This window comes from Paenibacillus sp. FSL M8-0228 (genome assembly GCF_038007385.1).
Taxonomy (GTDB): Bacteria; Bacillota; Bacilli; order Paenibacillales; family Paenibacillaceae; genus Paenibacillus; species Paenibacillus polymyxa_D.
Genome location: NZ_JBBOXA010000001.1, coordinates 1,477,172 through 1,496,094 on the forward strand (window position 1 = coordinate 1,477,172; position 18,923 = coordinate 1,496,094).

18 protein-coding genes, 6 tRNA genes and 1 riboswitch are annotated in these 18,923 nt (G+C 45.6%); of the genes, 16 read left to right on the plus strand and 8 right to left on the minus strand.

The window, feature by feature from the left end:
* Window positions 1-128: 128 nt before the first annotated feature.
* A complete protein-coding gene (locus tag MKY98_RS06725) occupies window positions 129-2,351 on the plus strand; it encodes a Tex family protein (RefSeq protein WP_029516344.1) in 2,223 nt (740 codons plus the stop codon).
* 104 nt (window positions 2,352-2,455) lie between these two features.
* Here MKY98_RS06725 and cmpA read toward each other — a convergent pair whose 3' ends face one another.
* A complete protein-coding gene (gene cmpA, locus MKY98_RS06730; RefSeq protein ID WP_007429337.1) occupies window positions 2,456-2,590 on the minus strand; it encodes a cortex morphogenetic protein CmpA in 135 nt (44 codons plus the stop codon).
* Between the two features lie 144 nt (window positions 2,591-2,734).
* Here cmpA and MKY98_RS06735 point away from each other — a divergent pair, with 144 nt between their 5' ends.
* The 3 genes from MKY98_RS06735 (at window position 2,735) to MKY98_RS06745 (ending at window position 3,469) form a co-directional block, all read left to right on the plus strand.
* Window positions 2,735-3,259 carry a SprT family protein gene (locus tag MKY98_RS06735; protein WP_069011132.1) on the plus strand — a complete coding sequence of 175 codons (525 nt, stop codon included), beginning with the start codon at window positions 2,735-2,737 and terminating at the stop codon, window positions 3,257-3,259.
* Between the two features lie 44 nt (window positions 3,260-3,303).
* Window positions 3,304-3,379, plus strand: a tRNA-Asn gene (locus tag MKY98_RS06740).
* A 1-nt stretch (window position 3,380) separates the two neighbouring features.
* Window positions 3,381-3,469 (plus strand) — tRNA-Ser (locus MKY98_RS06745).
* Window positions 3,470-3,648: 179 nt separating this feature from the next.
* On the opposite strand, the gene MKY98_RS06750 is transcribed toward MKY98_RS06745, so the two are convergent.
* Window positions 3,649-4,524, minus strand: a complete 876-nt coding sequence (locus MKY98_RS06750; protein WP_029516346.1) for a Cof-type HAD-IIB family hydrolase — start codon at window positions 4,522-4,524, stop codon at window positions 3,649-3,651.
* 69 nt (window positions 4,525-4,593) lie between these two features.
* Window positions 4,594-5,355: a DeoR/GlpR family DNA-binding transcription regulator gene (locus MKY98_RS06755; protein WP_029516347.1), complete on the minus strand. Its 762-nt coding sequence runs from the start codon at window positions 5,353-5,355 to the stop codon at window positions 4,594-4,596.
* Between the two features lie 245 nt (window positions 5,356-5,600).
* Here MKY98_RS06755 and MKY98_RS06760 point away from each other — a divergent pair.
* The 6 genes from MKY98_RS06760 (at window position 5,601) to MKY98_RS06785 (ending at window position 7,588) form a co-directional block, all read left to right on the plus strand.
* Window positions 5,601-5,672, plus strand: a tRNA-Glu gene (locus MKY98_RS06760).
* An 86-nt stretch (window positions 5,673-5,758) separates the two neighbouring features.
* A tRNA-Lys gene (locus tag MKY98_RS06765) sits at window positions 5,759-5,834 on the plus strand.
* 15 nt (window positions 5,835-5,849) lie between these two features.
* Window positions 5,850-5,932: transfer RNA gene (locus MKY98_RS06770), tRNA-Leu, on the plus strand.
* 163 nt (window positions 5,933-6,095) lie between these two features.
* Window positions 6,096-6,551 carry a MarR family winged helix-turn-helix transcriptional regulator gene (locus tag MKY98_RS06775; RefSeq protein ID WP_023987598.1) on the plus strand — a complete coding sequence of 152 codons (456 nt, stop codon included), beginning with the start codon at window positions 6,096-6,098 and terminating at the stop codon, window positions 6,549-6,551.
* Between the two features lie 185 nt (window positions 6,552-6,736).
* Window positions 6,737-7,111, plus strand: a complete 375-nt coding sequence (locus MKY98_RS06780) for a helix-turn-helix domain-containing protein (protein ID WP_069012207.1) — start codon at window positions 6,737-6,739, stop codon at window positions 7,109-7,111.
* Between the two features lie 93 nt (window positions 7,112-7,204).
* On the plus strand, window positions 7,205-7,588 hold the full coding sequence (locus MKY98_RS06785; RefSeq protein WP_013309253.1) for a helix-turn-helix domain-containing protein: 384 nt from the start codon (window positions 7,205-7,207) through the stop codon (window positions 7,586-7,588).
* 125 nt (window positions 7,589-7,713) lie between these two features.
* On the opposite strand, the gene MKY98_RS06790 is transcribed toward MKY98_RS06785, so the two are convergent.
* On the minus strand, window positions 7,714-7,935 hold the full coding sequence (locus MKY98_RS06790; protein ID WP_029516349.1) for a hypothetical protein: 222 nt from the start codon (window positions 7,933-7,935) through the stop codon (window positions 7,714-7,716).
* Between the two features lie 342 nt (window positions 7,936-8,277).
* On the opposite strand from MKY98_RS06790, the gene MKY98_RS06795 reads away from it, so the two are divergent.
* Window positions 8,278-8,360 (plus strand) — tRNA-Leu (locus tag MKY98_RS06795).
* A gap of 144 nt (window positions 8,361-8,504) precedes the next feature.
* On the opposite strand, the gene MKY98_RS06800 is transcribed toward MKY98_RS06795, so the two are convergent.
* Entirely contained in the window at window positions 8,505-8,990 is a 486-nt protein-coding gene (locus MKY98_RS06800; RefSeq protein WP_069012206.1) for a glutathione peroxidase, read from the minus strand.
* A gap of 466 nt (window positions 8,991-9,456) precedes the next feature.
* A riboswitch (cyclic di-AMP (ydaO/yuaA leader) is annotated at window positions 9,457-9,629 on the plus strand.
* Window positions 9,630-9,744: 115 nt separating this feature from the next.
* Between MKY98_RS06800 and MKY98_RS06805 the strand changes: the two genes are divergently transcribed.
* From MKY98_RS06805 to kdpC, 5 genes are all read left to right on the plus strand, one after another.
* Window positions 9,745-10,140 carry a hypothetical protein gene (locus MKY98_RS06805; protein ID WP_023987603.1) on the plus strand — a complete coding sequence of 132 codons (396 nt, stop codon included), beginning with the start codon at window positions 9,745-9,747 and terminating at the stop codon, window positions 10,138-10,140.
* A 183-nt stretch (window positions 10,141-10,323) separates the two neighbouring features.
* Complete coding sequence (locus MKY98_RS27040; protein ID WP_071559652.1) at window positions 10,324-10,401, plus strand: potassium-transporting ATPase subunit F; 78 nt, start codon at window positions 10,324-10,326, stop codon at window positions 10,399-10,401.
* A gap of 149 nt (window positions 10,402-10,550) precedes the next feature.
* Complete coding sequence (gene kdpA / locus MKY98_RS06810; RefSeq protein WP_029516351.1) at window positions 10,551-12,227, plus strand: potassium-transporting ATPase subunit KdpA; 1,677 nt, start codon at window positions 10,551-10,553, stop codon at window positions 12,225-12,227.
* 37 nt (window positions 12,228-12,264) lie between these two features.
* Window positions 12,265-14,295: a potassium-transporting ATPase subunit KdpB gene (kdpB, locus tag MKY98_RS06815; protein WP_029516352.1), complete on the plus strand. Its 2,031-nt coding sequence runs from the start codon at window positions 12,265-12,267 to the stop codon at window positions 14,293-14,295.
* Window positions 14,296-14,314: 19 nt separating this feature from the next.
* On the plus strand, window positions 14,315-15,043 hold the full coding sequence (gene kdpC, locus MKY98_RS06820; protein ID WP_069012205.1) for a potassium-transporting ATPase subunit KdpC: 729 nt from the start codon (window positions 14,315-14,317) through the stop codon (window positions 15,041-15,043).
* A gap of 99 nt (window positions 15,044-15,142) precedes the next feature.
* Here kdpC and MKY98_RS06825 read toward each other — a convergent pair whose 3' ends face one another.
* The 3 genes from MKY98_RS06825 to MKY98_RS06835 all read right to left on the minus strand — a co-directional run bounded on the left by MKY98_RS06825 (window position 15,143) and on the right by MKY98_RS06835 (window position 18,606).
* Window positions 15,143-16,342: an MFS transporter gene (locus tag MKY98_RS06825; protein WP_069012204.1), complete on the minus strand. Its 1,200-nt coding sequence runs from the start codon at window positions 16,340-16,342 to the stop codon at window positions 15,143-15,145.
* Between the two features lie 13 nt (window positions 16,343-16,355).
* The gene (locus MKY98_RS06830; RefSeq protein ID WP_069012203.1) at window positions 16,356-16,898 is read right to left on the minus strand and encodes a PadR family transcriptional regulator; all 543 of its coding nucleotides are present in this window, start codon (window positions 16,896-16,898) and stop codon (window positions 16,356-16,358) included.
* Between the two features lie 388 nt (window positions 16,899-17,286).
* A complete protein-coding gene (locus MKY98_RS06835; RefSeq protein WP_069012202.1) occupies window positions 17,287-18,606 on the minus strand; it encodes an Nramp family divalent metal transporter in 1,320 nt (439 codons plus the stop codon).
* Between the last annotated feature and the right edge of the window lie 317 nt (window positions 18,607-18,923).

The window sequence follows — 18,923 nt, forward strand, 5'->3', positions numbered from 1 at the left end:
CTTTTGCGTGTCTGATGAAAAATGCAGGTAGGGCTTGCTCTAACGGCACCTGCTGGCGCTTTGAATCATTTTTTGTGATAATGAAAGACAAGCTGTATGACAAGAGTTGTGAGGAAGAAGGGATAGGTTTGTCTAACGAGGAAACGAAGACGGAAATCCGGCAGGAGCCGAACGAAGCAGAACGCCAAGAGCGGATTGTCAAACAAGTGGCGAGAGAGCTGTCGCTGGCACTCAAGCAAATTCGGACAACGATCAGTTTGTTGGATGAAGGGAATACAATTCCTTTTATCGCGCGTTATCGTAAGGAAATGACAGGAGAGCTGGATGAAAATCAGCTACGTGAAATTGAAGATCGTGTAGTGTATTTGCGTAATCTGGAGGATCGTAAGGTAGAGGTCATCCGCATTATTGATGAGCAGGGCAAGCTGACGGAAGACCTGCAGGCGGCTATCACCTCTGCGGTTAAACTTCAGGAAGTGGAGGATCTGTACCGTCCGTATCGGCAAAAGCGCAAAACCCGCGCCAGTGTAGCAAAGGAACGGGGACTGGAGCCGCTGTCCATCTGGATCTGGAGCCAGCCGAAGCAGGGCGATGCTCTGAAAGAAGCCGAGTCTTATGTAAATGCGGAACTGGGAGTGGACAGCGCTGAGGCGGCCATCCAAGGAGCCTTGGACATTTTAGCTGAAAATATAGCGGATGATGCGGCTATTCGCCAATGGGTACGCCGATATACGCTGGACCATGGTATGCTGACCTCCGAAGCGAAGGACGCAGAGCAAGAATCCGTGTATGAGAACTACTACAGCTATCGTGAACTCGCTAAGAAAATGCCACCTCACCGTATTCTGGCGATTAATCGCGGGGAGCGGGAAGGCATTCTTAAGGTTGGTCTGGAGGTAGTGCCAGATTCTATTTACAATTACATGGCAGGCCAAGTGATTAAAGGATCGTCTGTCGTGCAAGATCTGCTGCGCAGTGTCATTGAGGATGCGTATAAAAGACTTATCGCGCCGTCTATCGAGCGTGAAGTGCGCGCTGAAATGACGGAGAAGGGCGAGCAGCAGGCGATCTCCATTTTTGCAGGCAACTTGCGCAGCCTGTTGCTACAGGCTCCGATCAAGGGCCGACGTGTGCTCGGTGTCGATCCGGCCTATCGGACAGGCTGCAAGCTGGCGGTTGTCGATGACACCGGCAAGCTGCTCGAAGTGGCTGTGACGTATCCGACACCACCGAACAACAAGAAGCGCGAGGCTGCTGAAAAGTTCAAGCAGCTGATTGCCCAATACGGGATCGAATTGATTGTCATTGGTAACGGAACCGCTTCGCGCGAGACAGAGCAATTCGTAGCGGAAGTCATCGCGGACATTGGTGACAGCAGTCTAGCGTATCTGATCGTCAATGAGGCGGGCGCAAGCGTATACTCTGCCTCCAAGCTGGCACAGGAGGAATTTCCCGATTTGGACGTGGCCGAGCGCAGTGCGGCTTCCATCGCACGTCGTGTGCAGGACCCGCTGGCTGAGTTGGTCAAGATTGAGCCGAAGGCTATTGGTGTAGGCCAATACCAGCATGATGTGTCGCAGAAACATCTGGATGAAAGCTTAAAGGACGTTGTCGAATCAGCCGTTAACCATGTCGGTGTAGATGTGAACACGGCTTCCTCTGCGCTGTTATCCTATGTAGCAGGGATCAATGCGACGATTGCCAAAAACATCGTTAAGTACCGCGAGGAAAACGGTAAATTCAGCAACCGTCGTCAGTTGCAGAAGGTGCCGCGTCTTGGTGCAAAAACCTACGAGCAATCTGTTGGCTTTATCCGTATACCGGGTGGAGAAAATCCGCTGGATCGCACACCGATTCACCCTGAATCCTATGCTGTCGTAGACCGCCTGTTGGCGGAACTGGCCATCAATGCCCACGATCTGGGCACCAAGGCTGCAACGGAAGCACTGAACGTGTCCAACATTGACGAATTGGCTGCGAAGCTGGAAGTCGGCGTGCCGACACTGAAGGATATTCTGGACAGTCTCCAGCGTCCGGGCCGTGACCCGCGTGACGAGCTGCCGTTGCCGGTATTCCGCAAGGATGTGCTGAAGATCGAGGATCTGGCACCGGGTATGGAGCTTCAGGGAACCGTCCGCAATGTCATTGATTTTGGCGCGTTTGTCGATATCGGTATTAAAAGTGACGGGTTGGTTCATATTTCACAGCTGCGCAGTGGCTTCGTAAAGCATCCGATGGATGTCGTATCTGTCGGTGATAACGTAACGGTGTGGGTGTTAAATGTTGATTTGAAAAAAGGCAGGGTTGGTCTGACGATGAAACCTCCTGCAGAGGCGCAATCGCAGGCATAATACTTTAAATAAAACTGTGCAACCTTCTTGTGAAGGGTTAACAAAAGCCGGAATCTCCGAACTGCATCGGAGATTCCGGCTTTCATTTTGGATGCATTTAGCTTTTACCCGTTGTTGGCATCGAACTCCACGCCAGGTGCTTTATGATAAAAAAACCAACAATCGTTCAACAGTTTAATTTGGCGCCGGTCCTTTTTGTAAAAGGCCCGCATGAGCTGATTGCTGAGCCATTGAGGCAAGCCGATCTCCTCCTCTGCGTTACATCTGTATGCTTAGCATATGGGGTGGGTACCTAAAGTGTGCTTATGAATTGGGGGTTAGACTTCGGTCGTTATTTTATAATATGCTTGTCAGTAAGGAGCGAAGGAGGAGAGACCGTAAGGATGGAGTCCAAGTCCCTGAACAATTCAATGAACCATTCAATGAGCCATTCTATGAGTAATGAAGAGCTTCAAGAATGGGTAGAGCGCATTTCGCTGGAGAGCTTCGGTGTGCCGTTTCGACATCAAGCCACCTTTAATGCACGTCTGTCTTCCACAGGCGGTAGGTATTTTATGAAAAGTCATCATATTGAAATTAATCCACATCAACTCGCAGCTTACGGACGTTCTGAGGTGGAGAAAATTATTAAGCATGAGCTGTGCCATTATCATTTACATTTGCGCGGGATGGGCTATCAGCATCGAGATGCTGACTTCAAAGCATGGTTGGCCCGTGTAGGAGGAAGCAGGCATTGTCAGACTCTGCCGGGAAGAACGGAACGTAAGCCTCAGCCTTATCGTTACAAGCTAGTATGCGTTTCCTGTAAACAGGAGTATATGCGCAAGCGTAAGATGAATACACAGCGATATCGCTGTGGGAAATGTGGAGGTAAGCTTCGCCTGTTGGCACTTGACGGCACCCCCTGAATCATGGTAAATTAACCATACTGTAAGATAATTTACAGTAATGTTCCCTGATAGCTCAGTTGGTAGAGCACTCGACTGTTAATCGAGTTGTCACAGGTTCGAGTCCTGTTCGGGGAGCCATGGAGAGGTACCCAAGTGGCTATAAGGGGACCCTCTGCTAAGGGGTTAGGCTGCGAAAGCGGTGCGAGGGTTCGAATCCCTCTCTCTCCGTTGGTATTTTAAGTAGAAAAAGGACGCTCGTATGCATTGTAATGATGCTTGCAAGCGTCCTTTTTGTCTAGATCTGCTTTGAAAATAACGGTGGACTGAAATTCGTTTAAATGGAGAGACGAACGTGCTGCGTACGCCATGAAGCGACGTCAACCTGTCTTGTAAGCAGCCAATGACTTCTATTTCACAGTGTCAGCCTCAACTGTCTTAAGTATGTTCAACAGAGCATGAGCGACGCCATCTTCCGTATTAGTCAGAGTCACTTCGGAGCAGACGGCCTTAATGTCGTCTTTTGCATTGCCCATGGCAATGCCTCTTCCTGCCATTGTCAGCATGGAGATATCGTTGTAACTGTCCCCAATCGCTACAGCTTCCTGCATGGGAATGCTCAGATGATTCGCCAGATAACGCAATGCATTACCTTTAGACGCGTCCTTATGCTCGACTTCAAAGTTACGGTCTGAAGAGATGACCATGTTCAGGCCCTGAAAACTTTGGTAACGCTCACGGCCCCGATCCAATTTGGCTTGATCAAAGGAGAAACAGAGCACGTTATAAATCTCTACATCCAGTGGAATGTCCTCATATGAAGCGATGCGGGTATGTCCGGTCTGTTCATATTGTTTTTCGGCTGCGTGTAATAATGTATCCAGCGAAATATCCGGGTTGGCGCTCAGCAATCGATCCATTTCAACAGCAAGTAGCTGATGTCCGTTTTGTGGAGAATAAATAGCGCGGTCTGTCATGACCTCATAGTAAAAGTCGTTATCGTGCAGCCAGCTCAGCACTTCAAACGTTTCACTGCGGCCCATAGGAGTAGAGGTTAACTGACGACGATGCACATCGTGTACGGTTGCCCCGTTTGCTCCAATGACGGGAGTTATAAGTTCTGCTTCCTCTAGCTTTGTCCAGGCGTCATAAGCGGCTCTACCAGTGGCAATTGTCACCTGAACGCCTTGCTTTTGTGCTTGGCGTATAGCCTCCGCGTTCACTTTGCTTATTTTTCCTTCCTCGTTCAGCAGTGTTCCATCCATATCAATCGCAAACAGTTTCATTTCTCTCCAACTCCTGTCTTTCGATATCTCTGTGATAAATCTTGAGTTCTAGCTAAGCAGTCTCATATTTTATGAGGGGACAACAACTTCAATATCATGATGTTGCAAAATTTCCAGCATTGCTGGTTCTGGCAAGCGATCGGTGATCACGATATTAACTTCAGATAAATCAGCAAAACGATACGGGAAATTAATTCCGAATTTCGAATGGTCCGCAAGGATGATCACCTGATCCGCCTGTTTCATCATCTGATGCTTCAGCATACCGTCTTCTTCATGAATCAGGCTTAGTCCGTGAGATGATATGCCTCCAATCCCGATAAAAGCTTTGTCTACAAAATAGTGAGACAAAGTGGCGATTACGGACGAGCCATATACATACCGGTGCTCTTTTTGCAGGCGGCCTCCCAACAGATGAATGGAGACACCGTCTTTTCCAGATAGTACGTCGGCCTGATTAATTGAATTGGTGATAACCGAACATTCCTGCACATTCAGTCTTTCTGCACACGCCTGTACGGTGGTAGAGGAATCCAATATAATACGATCCCTATCTCGTACCATGTTGGCAGCCAATTGTCCGATCACTTGTTTCTCCTCAGATACAGTAAGCAGTCTTTCGTTATAATTTCCAATTGGATCGTGATGCAGTTTAGGGAGAAGGGCGCCGCCGCGGGTGCGAATAATTTTTTGATGCTCCTCAAGTTTTACCAGGTCTCGACGGGCCGTATCCCGTGAAACATTAAAAATTTCACAAATATCATCCACCGAAATACGCTTGTGAAGCTGTAAGTAATCAACGATTTTTAACATTCGTTCTTCCTGATACATAGAAAGCTCCTCTGATATATAATGATTTCGGTATCTCGTAAGTGATTATAAGTAAATGTAAGTGATATTGCAATCATTTATCATGATTTTTCAGGGATTAAATGATTCTAGATAAGTTAATGTAAGTGGACATGCATTTTGTAATGATAAAAACTGCTTTTTTTAAAATTTCAAAAATAAGTATTGCCATTTGTTATTCTATTTGATATACTCTTTCTTGTCGCCAAGTTGGCGCATAATAATAAGGCCCGTTGGTCAAGGGGTTAAGACACCTCCCTTTCACGGAGGTAACAGGGGTTCGAATCCCCTACGGGTCATTGTTGTCTTTATAGACTACATGTTGCATGCTTAAGGGAAATTCCTGAGGTCTGGTCTAATGGCGGACAGCTTGGATGAACAGCATGAGCCATTAGCTCAGTTGGTAGAGCACCTGACTTTTAATCAGGGTGTCGAAGGTTCGAGTCCTTCATGGCTCACCATTTATATTTTGTTATGCGGTCGTGGTGGAATGGCAGACACGCTATCTTGAGGGGGTAGTGAGCGTACGCTCGTGGAGGTTCGAGTCCTCTCGACCGCATCAATGGAATGAACGGAAAAGTCTCTCGCGGTAGAGGCTTTTTTTATTTGTGTAATGATGTAATAAAGTAATGATTATGATGAAATAATGATTCCATAGTATAATATAACGCCATAATGTTATAGAATGATAAGTATAAACTTATGAAGTGACGGTGAAAAATATGGACACTCAACTGTTAGGAAATATATCAGAAAATATTTTGGGCTTGTTTCCGATTGTGAAGAAGAAATTTTTCACCTACGGTCCGCTCGATTTCCCATTACACTTGTCGCCTAATAACTTTCAGGTGCTAATGCTCCTGCGTGAAGTACGTTCGTCTACGGTATCTGATTTATCCAAACAGCTCAATGTCTCACGTCCGAACATGACTCCTCTTCTGGACAAACTGGTGGAGCATGGGTTGGCTGACCGCCAGTCGTGTGATTCGGATCGCAGAGTCGTGAATGTGGCGATTACACAGGAAGGCGATGCTTTTTGTGAACAGGTATTTCATACCTTCTCCAATAAAATTCAAGAAAGACTGGTGTATCTGCCAGAAGAAGATTTATTGCATCTGAGTGAAACTTTGAATGAATTGAAGCATATTTTACTTAAAATCGACAACTCTGCTACGTGATTGGCGTAAGTGGACTGGCTTAAAGACCGCCCTTTCTTCGGAAAACAGGCGGTTTTTGTTGCGTGTTGTGGTATAATGGAAACCAACATACATAATTCGGTAATTTTAGCATACGTGATCTTTGAAATGGGAACAGAGAACATGATATCGTTATTTGAGAGCCTGCTAGGGAGGAAGGAACTTCTATGCAATCTATTTACCATCGCATCGAGGAACTCATCAAGGAACGGGGAATGACGAAAAAGGCGTTCTGCCAGCAGTTAGGCATTAGTACAGGGAACTTCGGGGATTGGAAAAGAGGAAAAACGACGCCGGGCACGAATAAACTCATTGAAATCGCTTCTTTTTTTGATGCGAGTCTGGACTGGATTATGCTGGGTCGAGATATACAGGGTGAGGTGCTAAAGGAGTCGCAAGACCCTTATTTTTTTGACGCTTCAGGGCAACTGAATTGCCAGGGGGAACCGCTTAGTGAGGCGGAAAGAAATTTTATACTTGAGTATATTGAATTTACCCGCTTTCGTAAAGAGAAAAACCAGCGCAATTCTACTATAGGGTAATGGTTGCTTAGGATTTAATGGGGATTACTAATGAGTAAGGCTGAAAAATGAAAATTATTTCAGAAAAAGTTACTGTTTCGGAGGGGAAACATTTTGGGAGATCAAACTATTTATCAACGGATTGAAGCTTTGATTAAAGATCGGGGAATGACCAAGAAGGCATTTTGTGAAAAGCTTAAAATCAGTTCAGGGAATCTCGGTGATTGGAGAAGGGGGAAAACAACGCCGGGTACCACTCATTTAATTCAGATTTCGGACTTTTTTAATGTATCGCTCGATTGGTTAATGAAAGGGATTAAGCCGGGAGAAGGCGTACTTCAGGAGCAGAAGGCTGCTTATTTTTTTGGAGTGATGGGGCCACTGAATTGCCAGGCAGAAGATCTTGAGACGGAAGAACAGAATTTTATTTTAGAATATGTTGAATTTGCGAAATATCGTAAGCAAAAAAGTGAGAAGGATAAAACAAAGCCGGAATGATTTTTTTGGCTAAAGATTGTCTGGGTTGAAAACCCGTAAACGAACTGGAGGGGTTCGCTTTACGGGTTTATTTGGTTTCTTGGTGATATGGAATGACCTGTATGTAACTGGAATGCTTGTTGGATTTAGAGTGGCGATGCCTCCTTATAATCGTTATCGTCGATGTTCAGAATTGCAGCAACTTGTTTTCTGTACCTTTGTGCTTTGCGGGTGCCGTGAATCAGATTGGACAAGCGTGAAGGCGGAATATTGTGTGTCTCACAAAATGTTTTCTGATCCAGTCGAAGTTCGACAAGCCGTTGTTTGATGGCCCACCCGAAGGAGGTGACAGGCATTTTGTTGTTCAAAAGAAATCGCCCCTTACGGATTCTTACGGAATAATTGGTGTGTTATAATAATCATCAGTAAACATGTTAGAATTAACCATCTGAAACTATGATACACTTTTATACGTGTTTTTACAATCGTAAATACGTTATTTCGTCAAATTAATTACTTAGTTAAGTGCTAGGTGGTTCTGATAATCCGTAAGGGGGCAACATTAATGCATAGTTCAGCAAGCGGTTATCTTTATGCAGGACGGTATTATTATCGCTCATATATGTAAGTTAAAATAATTATAATATTTTTGTTTACAAATAGTTGATGAGAGAGTATAATAAATCTGTTGCCTCAATACATTATGATTTGCGGTCGTGGTGGAATGGCAGACACGCTATCTTGAGGGGGTAGTGGGCGTACGCCCGTGGAGGTTCGAGTCCTCTCGACCGCATTATATGCAAGACCTAGTTAAAAAAGCATCCTGACACGGTTTACGTGAAAGGGTGCTTTTTTTGTTAAGCATTTTCGTTATATTCTTTAGCCACGGAAGCCACGGTTGCAACAGGTCGTTTATTAACTGTGATAATGAAGAATGTCAGTTTTGCTGCAAAAGCTTCTCTATATCTCCCGCCAGTTTATCTGGAGTGGTTTGCGGTGCATAGCGCTTAAACACGTTACCTTCTCTTGTAATTAAGAATTTAGTAAAATTCCATTTGATCGCTTTGGACCCTAATACCCCCGGAGCTGTTTGGGTCAGGTAGCGAAATAAGGGGTGTGCTTGATCGCCATTGACATCTGTCTTGGCGAACATCGGAAAGGTGACACCATAATTGATCTGGCAAAACTCGGAGATCTCCTCACTGGAACCTGGCTCTTGTTTGGCAAACTGGTTGCTGGGAAATCCCAAAATTTCGAGCCCCTGTTCATGATACTGGTCATATAGCTCTTGTAGCGCTTTGTATTGGGGGGTTAACCCACATTTGCTGGCAGTGTTCACGATAAGCAGAACGTTCCCTTCAAATGTGGATAACGGAATTTGTTTCCCTTGCAGGGTTTGCGCATCATATTCATAAACGGTCATAGCATCTCTCCTCATTCAATATTCAGCAATTAAATTTTAGACAATTTAAAGAAGGGTTGCAAGCCTGGAAAAGCTGTATAAAGCCTTCAGGCGCTGTAAAATCGTATTTTGCTCAAAACAGTAAATCGCACCGCAAATGGAGCGAATTAAGTTGTTTCTTCTTATAAAAGCGGGTTAAATCGGTGTTTAGCTGGTACATATAGCGTATTTTCTTCTCTTTTTACAAAAAAAGGCCAATAACGCTTTACCCTACGCCAATATTGACATGCTTGTCATTTTCAAAAAGGGATGAAAAACAGAGATTAAAGGAGATGTGAGAAGCATAGTTGCATTGTAAGCGTTATTATTAATCTTCTATGCTCTAAAGCCCGATTTATAACCCTGCAGTTGAGCTTTACAGTCTTCCATGCGCGGGTGTATGATTCAAGACGTAATTTCAAATTAACTTGAATGAAGCAACAACGAAATGTCTATAGCGCTGAATTTTGCAGTTGCAAAAGCGGGGGAACCAATCGAGACTGTACGGCTTCGGAAGCCGTGTGTCTCATGGGGTGAATTTTCCGGTCAAGTGCCAGAAATAGGGCGACTCTCACGTCCGAATCCGACAGCTAACCTCGTAAGCGTACAGGGAGAGGCAACAAACCGCCGTGTGCAGCCATGGTTTATTTTATCATGGATATGTCAGAAGCCGGAGGAAAGCCTTTTTCCTTCGGCTTCTTTTTGTTGTCTTTTTATACCGGGAGAGGAGCTACTGATGGAAGGTCGGTTAATTATTGTCACTGCACCGAATGAAGCGGGCAGAAGTTTTGTGAAATTGCTTATTTTCAAAAAATTGGCGTTTGCAGTTCTCACGAATAGCGCCCAGGAGGAACGACAGCTCAAAAAAATGGGTGTGGAGCACATTGTCCGCATCAATACCATGCAAGCGGGAAAATGGAATTTTCCAAAAAAAGAAATTGGTAGTGTGTATTTGTTCGAGAACAGCTTGAATCTGACTTGCCGTTTCCTGCAAATATGTCGACCACTAACATCGGAATCGATCTATGTTATTACACACGGCTGTAATCCACAAGGAATTTATCGGGGATTGGGAGCGGACCATGTGATCTACACATTGAACGGAGAGGTGGGTTTTCTGCTGAACGGATAAGCACTTATGACATAGTTGTTTTATGATTTTATGATGGAATAAGAATGGCGATCTGAGGATCGATACGGAGGGTATAAACATGATGGATATATACATGCTGCTCGTCATGGCTGTGAGTTATGGAGTGATACTGCTGTTTGTACGCTGGTGTGATGCGCAGACCTCTAAAGGAGGACGAAGAGGATGATCGTTATACTCGGGCTTACGGCTATTGTGTTTATGTATTTAATCTACGCACTCCTGAACCCTGAAAAGTTCTAGTCACTTGTAGGGATAGAGCGGGCGGGAACAACAGATCTGAGCATTAAAGCATCATTGGTAGCAGGTTTTCGCAAACGTGTGCACTTCATAGATGGTCTAATCGGGTCTGTTGTTCCAAACGCAGGAGCATTTTGAAGGAGGAATAGAGGATGGAGCTGCTTCAAATTGGAATTGTGATCGTTATATTGCTGCTCTTGGTAAAGCCAATGGGTACATATATGTATCATGTATTCTCGAATGAACCGAATCGAACGGATCGGATTTTTGGCAGAACAGAAAAGCTGATTTATAAGGTAGTAGGCTTGAAGAAAGTGGAGAGCATGCGTTGGACTACGTATGTTATGAGTTTCATTGCTACGAACGTCGTGCTTGTGGCAATCAGCTACTTGCTGTTGCGTTTACAGGGAATGCTTCCCGGTAATCCGGCTGGAAACAGTAATATGGAAGCATCACTAGCTTTTAATACGGTAATCAGCTTTATGACGAATACGAATCTCCAACATTATAGCGGAGAAAGCGGGCTTACGTATCTGACACAGATGGCGTTCGTCACGATGATGATGTTCACTTCGGCTGCTTCCGGTTTTTCGGTTGCTGCGGCTTTTATGAGAGGATTGACGCGGCGCGGTGAAGGGATGGGCAATTTCTTTCAAGATTTTATTAAAGCTATTATAAGGATTTTCCTGCCACTGGCCTTTGTGCTTACGCTGGTGCTGGTGGGATTGAAGATACCACAGACGCTACAGCCTACGGCGGATCTTACGACGCTGAGCGGAACACAACAGCAAATTTCTATGGGACCCATTGCTTCTCTGGAGTCCATCAAGCATTTGGGGACGAACGGGGGCGGTTATGCGGGAGCTAACTCTGCGCATCCTTTTGAAAATCCAAGTCCTTGGACGAACGTGCTGGAAATTTTGGCAATGTGGGTAATGCCGGCTTCGTTGCCGTATACCTTTGGATTGTTTGCCCGTAATCGTAAGCAGGGCTGGATTATTTTTAGCTCCATGATGGTATTGTTTCTAATTTTTCTATCCATTACGTATGTGTCTGAGAAGACAGGTAATCCGTTAATCCAGACACTGGGTGTGGATGCTTCTCAGGGAAGCATGGAAGGGAAAGAGGTTCGTTTCGGTATTGGACAATCGGCTTTATTCACTGCGGTCACAACAGCGGCAACGACAGGTTCGGTCAATAATATGCATGATACACTAACCCCGCTAGGTGGCATGGCTGCTTTGGGAGAAATGATGCTAAACGTCATTTTTGGCGGCAAGGGTGTCGGGCTGATGAATATGCTGATGTATGCGATTCTGGGTGTGTTTATATGCGGACTGATGGTCGGGAGAACTCCGGAATTTATGGGAAGGAAAATTGAAGGCAAGGAAATGAAGCTGATCGCCATTGCCATTTTGGTACATCCGTTTCTCATTCTCGCCCCAACTGCGCTCGCGTTTATGAGTCATTGGGGATATGATGCGGTCACTAACCCTGGCTATCACGGGTTGACTCAGGTGCTCTATGAATATGCGTCATCTGCCGCAAATAATGGTTCGGGGTTTGAAGGTCTTTCAGATAACAACGTATTCTGGAATGTAACAACGGGGATGGTTATGTTCTTCGGGCGATATGTATCTATGATTGCATTGTTGGCTGTGGCGGCTTCGTTGAATGCCAAAGCGCCGACTCCGGTGACGACGGGGACACTGCGCACGGACAACAAGTTATTTGGAGCCATTCTGATCGGGGTCGTGCTGCTGATTGGTGCGTTGACCTTTTTACCTGTCATCGTATTGGGACCTGTTGCTGAATTTTTGACCATGTGAAGAAGAAAATGAGAATGGATGAACGGGGTGTTTGACCATGAAGGAACAACGCAAACACATGCTGGACAGAAGCATCTTGAAGCATGCGATCAAGGATAGCTTTATAAAATTAAATCCGATGATGATGATGAAAAATCCTGTCATGTTCGTCGTGGAGATCGGTACATTGGTCGTGCTGCTAATGTTACTGTTTCCCGGTTATTTTGGAACTGACAAGGAAATAGGCTTTAACCTGGCCGTGTTTGTTATTCTGTTGTTTACGTTGCTTTTTGCCAACTTTGCCGAAGCGCTCGCGGAGGGGCGGGGTAAGGCACAAGCTGCCTCTTTAAAAAAATCCAAGCAGGACACGCAAGCTAACAAGCTCGTCGGAAATGACATTCAGGTGGTTAGCTCAACCGAGTTGCGTAAGGGGGACGTAGTTATTGTCTCCCAGGGTGAAATGATTCCAAGCGATGGTGAGGTCATTGAAGGTTTGGCTTCGGTGGATGAATCTGCAATTACGGGAGAATCGGCTCCGGTCATCAAGGAATCGGGTGGTGATTTTTGCTCGGTAACCGGCGGAACGCGAGTGGTTAGTGACCGGATTAAGGTGCGGATTACGACAGAGCCGGGCGAGACATTTATTGATAAAATGATTTCGCTCGTGGAAGGCGCTCAGCGGCAAAAAACGCCGAATGAGATTGCGCTGAACACTTTGCTGATTAGCTTGACGATTATTTTTCTAATTGTGGTGGTTACGCTAGCGCCGATTGCCCGTCATTTTAACATTGATTTGCCTGTTCCTGTGCTGATTTCGTTGCTAGTCTGTCTGATTCCAACCACGATTGGAGGACTGTTGTCAGCCATCGGGATTGCCGGTATGGACCGGGTCACCCAGTTTAATGTGCTAGCCATGTCAGGCAAGGCGGTAGAAGCTTCTGGGGATATCAACACGATGATTCTGGATAAAACAGGTACAATCACCTTCGGGAACCGGATGGCGAGTGAATTCGTGCCTGTAGAGGGCGTGGAGAAGGCAGAGCTAGTGAAGTGGGCAGCGACTAGCTCTATGAAGGATGAGACGCCAGAGGGTCGCTCGGTTCTCGAGTTGATGCGCAAACAGGAGCATACGTTGGATGAATCCTTGGCGGCAGGTGGAACCTTTATCGAATTCAAGGCGGAGACCCGGATGAGTGGTCTGGATCTGGCCGATGGACGAAAGGTACGCAAGGGCGCAGTGGATTCCGTTCGGCAATGGATCGTATCGCAAAATGGCAGTGTTCCAGCCGATCTGGAGGAAAAAGCGAATCAGGTAGCCTCTGAAGGAGGTACACCGTTGGCAGTCGCGCTAGATGATCAGATATACGGTATTATTTATTTAAAGGATACAGTGAAGCCAGGCATGAAGGAACGGTTTGATCAGCTCCGGGAAATGGGTATCCGTACGATCATGTGTACCGGAGATAATCCGCTGACAGCAGCTACAATTGCTCGAGAAGCGGGTGTGGACGACTTTGTAGCTGAGAGCAAGCCGGAGGACAAAATCGCGGTTATCCGACGTGAGCAGGAACAGGGTAAGCTGGTTGCCATGACTGGAGACGGCACCAATGATGCACCTGCGTTGGCGCAAGCCGATGTAGGTCTTGCCATGAATAGCGGCACAGTCGCGGCCAAAGAAGCGGCTAATATGGTGGACTTGGATTCCGATCCGTCCAAAATTATTGAGGTGGTCGCGATCGGCAAGCAGCTGCTTATGACGCGCGGAGCATTGACAACGTTCAGCATTGCGAACGATGTTGCCAAATATTTTGCCATCATCCCGGCGATGTTCATGCTAGCCATTCCACAAATGGGCGCTTTGAACGTCATGGGGCTTGGCTCCCCGCTGTCCGCTATTTTGTCGGCGTTGATCTTTAACGCGGTTATTATTCCGCTTTTGATTCCGCTGGCCATGAAGGGCGTGAAGTATAAGCCGATGAGCTCGGATCGCCTGCTGGGACGGAATTTGCTGATTTACGGTCTGGGCGGTATGGTCGTACCGTTTGTCGGTATAAAGGCCATTGATTTGCTGGTGCATTTGTGGATTTAGCGCAGAAAGGGTGAACGACATGAGTGGTTTTTATCGGATGATGTCTGGACGCAGATTTGCTGCACACGAAAAAGCTGAATCTGGCGGACAAGGTCATAACAAACATACAGGGACCGGGACTGTGTCGGAAGGAAAACCGGAGAGACAAGAGATGCGAGGAAGTACAGTTATTGGAGTGGCTTTGCGAACTTCGGTGCTGATGATTCTCTTGTGCGGTTTGGCATATCCGCTAGCCAGTACAGGAATAGCGCAGGTTCTGTTTCCGCAGCAAGCAAACGGCAGTATGCTTCGTGACGCGGAGGAGCGGGTGGTCGGCTCCGAACTGATTGGGCAGTCTTTCACTGATTCGGCGTTTTTTCAAGGTCGGGTATCGAGCGTTGATTATAATGGGGTTGGTTCAGGCTCTAGTAACTACGCACCGTCGAATCCGGCCTTGATACAGCGAGTCAAGGACTCTATTGCGGATTGGCAGAAGCATAACCCGGATGTGCCTGTTAGTCAGGTTCCGGTGGACCTGATTACGAACTCCGGCTCCGGTCTGGACCCACACATCTCGCCACAGGCGGCATGGGTGCAAATTCCGCGCATTAGCGGCTTGACGGGTATCCCGCAGGATCAACTGAGAGCACTGGTGCAGGAGCAGACAGAAGGCCGCAGCGCCGGCGTGTTCGGCGAGCCGCGTGTCAACGTGCTCAAGCTGAATCTCGCGCTTGAGGCGCAAATGAAAGTAGAGCATGTCAAGCCATAGATGGATCAAAAAAAGGTATTCCTGAGCGATAAGCTTGAGGGATACCTTTTTTTCAGGGACTGGAATGCTCTGTGGTGTAAAAATATGTAATAAAATGTTTTATTTCTTATGGGGATATGAATTTTTGGCTTTCCTTAAGGTTGAAGCGAGTACGAACATGTATATAAATACAATAATGCCTATGATTAAATAAGAGAACTTAATATTCATTAGATCCGTGAGAGTACTGCTCAAAATAGGGCCGATCATTAGGCCAATCGAGTATGCCGTGTTATAGAGTGCAAAAGTAATTCCATAAGAATGAATTCCACTTCGTTGAGAGATATCAGCAAGTTGAGGTAAGCAGGGAGCAAGGACCATACCCATGCTAACCCCTAAAATAGCTAAAATAACAGCTTGAAGCGATAATATTGCTGGAAGTGCAGTTAGAGGAAGTGCGATGGATACCATAAGTAGACCGAGGAGAATTCCGTTTTTATAGCCGATTTTACTAGAAAACTGTCCTATAAAAGGTGTTGCCAGGCCATAAGCAAGCGTGGGAATAGCAAATAATAATCCAATAATTCCTGGGTTAGCGCTAAATTTGTGCTGTAGGTGTAACGGTAATGTTGGCTCAAGTACGCTTGGGATGGATGCGCCGATAATCACCACTCCAATAACCAAAAGCAAATCTTTATTTTTCATGAACGAGAAAGGGGAAATATACTTTTCATTTTTCGCTTCCGGAATATCATGCAGGAGAATTAGTCGAAGTACAGCATCGATGACGGCCAAGGAGATGGCAAAGTAAAAAGGAAGCTGGTAACTTCCCCATTGATACAACCAACCGCCAATTGTCGGTCCGAGAAGGGTTCCGGCGGCTTGACCGGATAATGCCAAGCCCATAGCTTTACCACGTTCTTCAGAAGGGTATAGATCAGCCAAGAGAGCGAGTCCTGCTGTCCAGGTCATTGCGGCTGCTATTCCCTGAAGAGCGCGTGCCACTACAAGTAGCCAGAAAGTGTGGGCTATGGCAAACATTAAAGTGGAGGCTATGAGTCCAATTAACCCCCATAATAGAGGTGTCTTTCTCCCAATCCGATCCGTTAATAGGCCAAAAACAGGTGTAGCTATAAATAATGCGATTGCATAACTGCTGAATAAAAATCCGATTTCAGTTTGAGTTGCGCCCAAAGAATCTGCATACCTTGGCAAAATGGGAACGACTAATCCATAGATTAACATATCAATGAATACAGCTAATCCGACAACCATTAGTGCAGCTTTTTGCTTATTTTGTGCTCCTTTACTCAGTTTCATTATTACATCCTCCTCATAAATTTCTTCTGATTTCCTCTTTAATTTGTTTGACAAATTTTAATTGAAGCTCACATTGATCATAAATATTTCTGAAAATTAACATAACGTTTACAGGGATATCCATAAGTTCAGCTTTTTGTTCTTGCCCTAGTTTCATTTCTTTATAGATTTTTTCGATGGCTTGCTGCTGGAAACTTAAAGCTTCCTCAATTTCATGGAGCCCAGCCTCATTCATAAAAGTTAAAGCTGTGTACAGTGCTGTTGGAAATACAACAGAAGATTCCTTAAATGATTCGATTAAAAGCCGACTAAACTCACTTTTTCCAGCCTCCGTGATAGCATATATAGCTTTGGACCGGTTCCCTGTCTGTTCTAACGTTTCTAGCTGTACAATTCCTTCTGAATCCATTTTTTTTAAGGCATGATATATGGAAGCTGGTTGCACATAAGCCCATTTATCCGTTTGTGCTGATTGCATTTTCTGTTGTATTTCGTATCCTGACATTGCTCCATATTGCAGCAAGAGCCCAAGAACCATCACACGTGTTGTACTCAAGATAATATCTCCTCCATATAGTTTAATAATAAACTTTTAATACTAAACATTTAGTATTGTGATTTTACTGTAGCATTACAAACTAAGGAAGTAAAGAATTTTACTTAAATGAATAGACATACAATTGAAAATTGGTAATATGACTTTTGAAGTTAAAAAGAGCTTTTGAAAAGCAATACGAACAGGGTTCGTAAGTAAGGGGAGCGCTCTACAACTCGGGAATATTCGATCCGTGTCGGGTAAGGAGATCATGAGAGCATGCTTGATGTTAGATTTGTGGAAAAGAATGCGGAGCTAAGCATAAAGAAAAGAGATATCACTACGCCTTTTATGGCGTTTTGGATATCTCCTGTTTTGGGTGTAGCTAGGCGTCTGTAAGCATTATTGTTCAACCTGAAATCGTTTGGATGATGAGTACTACATTCAAGATGATAATGACTGCGGTCACGAGCCAGGTTAGTACTTTTTGCCACATTTTATTTGCGAATTCGCCCATAATCTTTTTGTCGCTGGTAAAGAGCAGTAATGGAATGATGGCAAAGGGAAGCTGGATGGACAGGATGACCTGGCTCAGCACAAGCAGTTCCTCCGCACCTTTTTCACCTGCGATGGCAGTGACGATGACCGCTGGAATGATCGCGATGAGGCGGGTCACCAGACGACGCAACCAAGGTGAAAGACGAAGATTCAAAAAGCCCTCCATCACGATTTGCCCGGCTAAAGTGCCTGTTACGGTTGAATTTTGCCCTGAGGCGAGTAACGCTACCCCAAATAGTATGCTCGCCAGTGTGGTTCCCAGTAGGGGCGAAAGCAGATAGTAGGCATCGCTAATTTCGGCTACATCTGTTCTTCCTGCCGTATGGAATACAGCAGCTGCCACGATCAAGATGGCGGCATTAATAAATAATGCGAACATCAGCGCTATACTGGAATCCCAAGTTGCAAATGTAATAGCTTCCCGTTTACCTGCTGAAGTCTGCTCAAATTTGCGAGTTTGTACAATAGAAGAATGCAGATACAGGTTATGCGGCATTACGGTAGCACCCATAATACCGATAGCAATATACAGCATGCTTGGATTCGTCAAAATTTGCGAGTCTGGTACAAAGCCACCCAATACGCCGCCCCATTCCGGTTGTGCCAAAATGAGATTAATGCCAAAACAGCCGGCAATCGTCGCCATCAGTACAATGACGAGGGTTTCCAATGCCCGAAAGCCTTTGTTTTGCAGCAGTAAAATGAGCATAACATCAAATGCGGTAATGATAACTCCGTATAGTAACGGTAGACCAAACAGCAACTTCAGCGCAATGGCTGAACCGATGACCTCGGCTAAATCCATGGCTGCTATGGCAATTTCGCACAAGAGCCATAAGCCGATCGCGACAGGACGACTGTAGGCATCACGGCACATTTGAGCCAAATCTTTACCTGTGGCAATGCCAAGCTTGCCAGATAAGGCTTGCAGCAGGATGGCCATCAGGTTGGAGATTAGAATGACACTAAGCAACGTGTAGCCGAATTTTGATCCGCCAGCGATGTCTGTGGCCCAGTTGCCGGGGTCCATATAGCCGACTGCGACCATATAGCCGGGTCCAGCAAAGGCAAGAAACTTCCGAAACCAGGTCCCGTCTTTTGGGATGCTCAAGGAACGATTCACTTCCGACAGTGAAGCGATTTCCGCGAAGTTGCCCTTTATATTTTTCATACGCTTCACCTTCTTTATGGATGTTAAAATATATTATTAGTGACATAACGATTGTGTTATCCCTATTGTACACTCCCAATAGTTTTTGTCTAGTACAACTTTTGTGTGGTCAAGCAAGTTAATCGTATTTTTGAAGCAATATGGCCATCGTATAAGCTGAACCATAGAAAAACCAAGCTATATCGCTCTGAGGGGAGCGGCTTGGTCGTTTTGGATTTTTTAAATTGTTGTCCATCTTCCGGGTGAACGCCCGTTCCATATTTTATTAATTTTTTTCTCGCGTGCGACAGGGTTACCCCATCGAATGGGTAGGATTA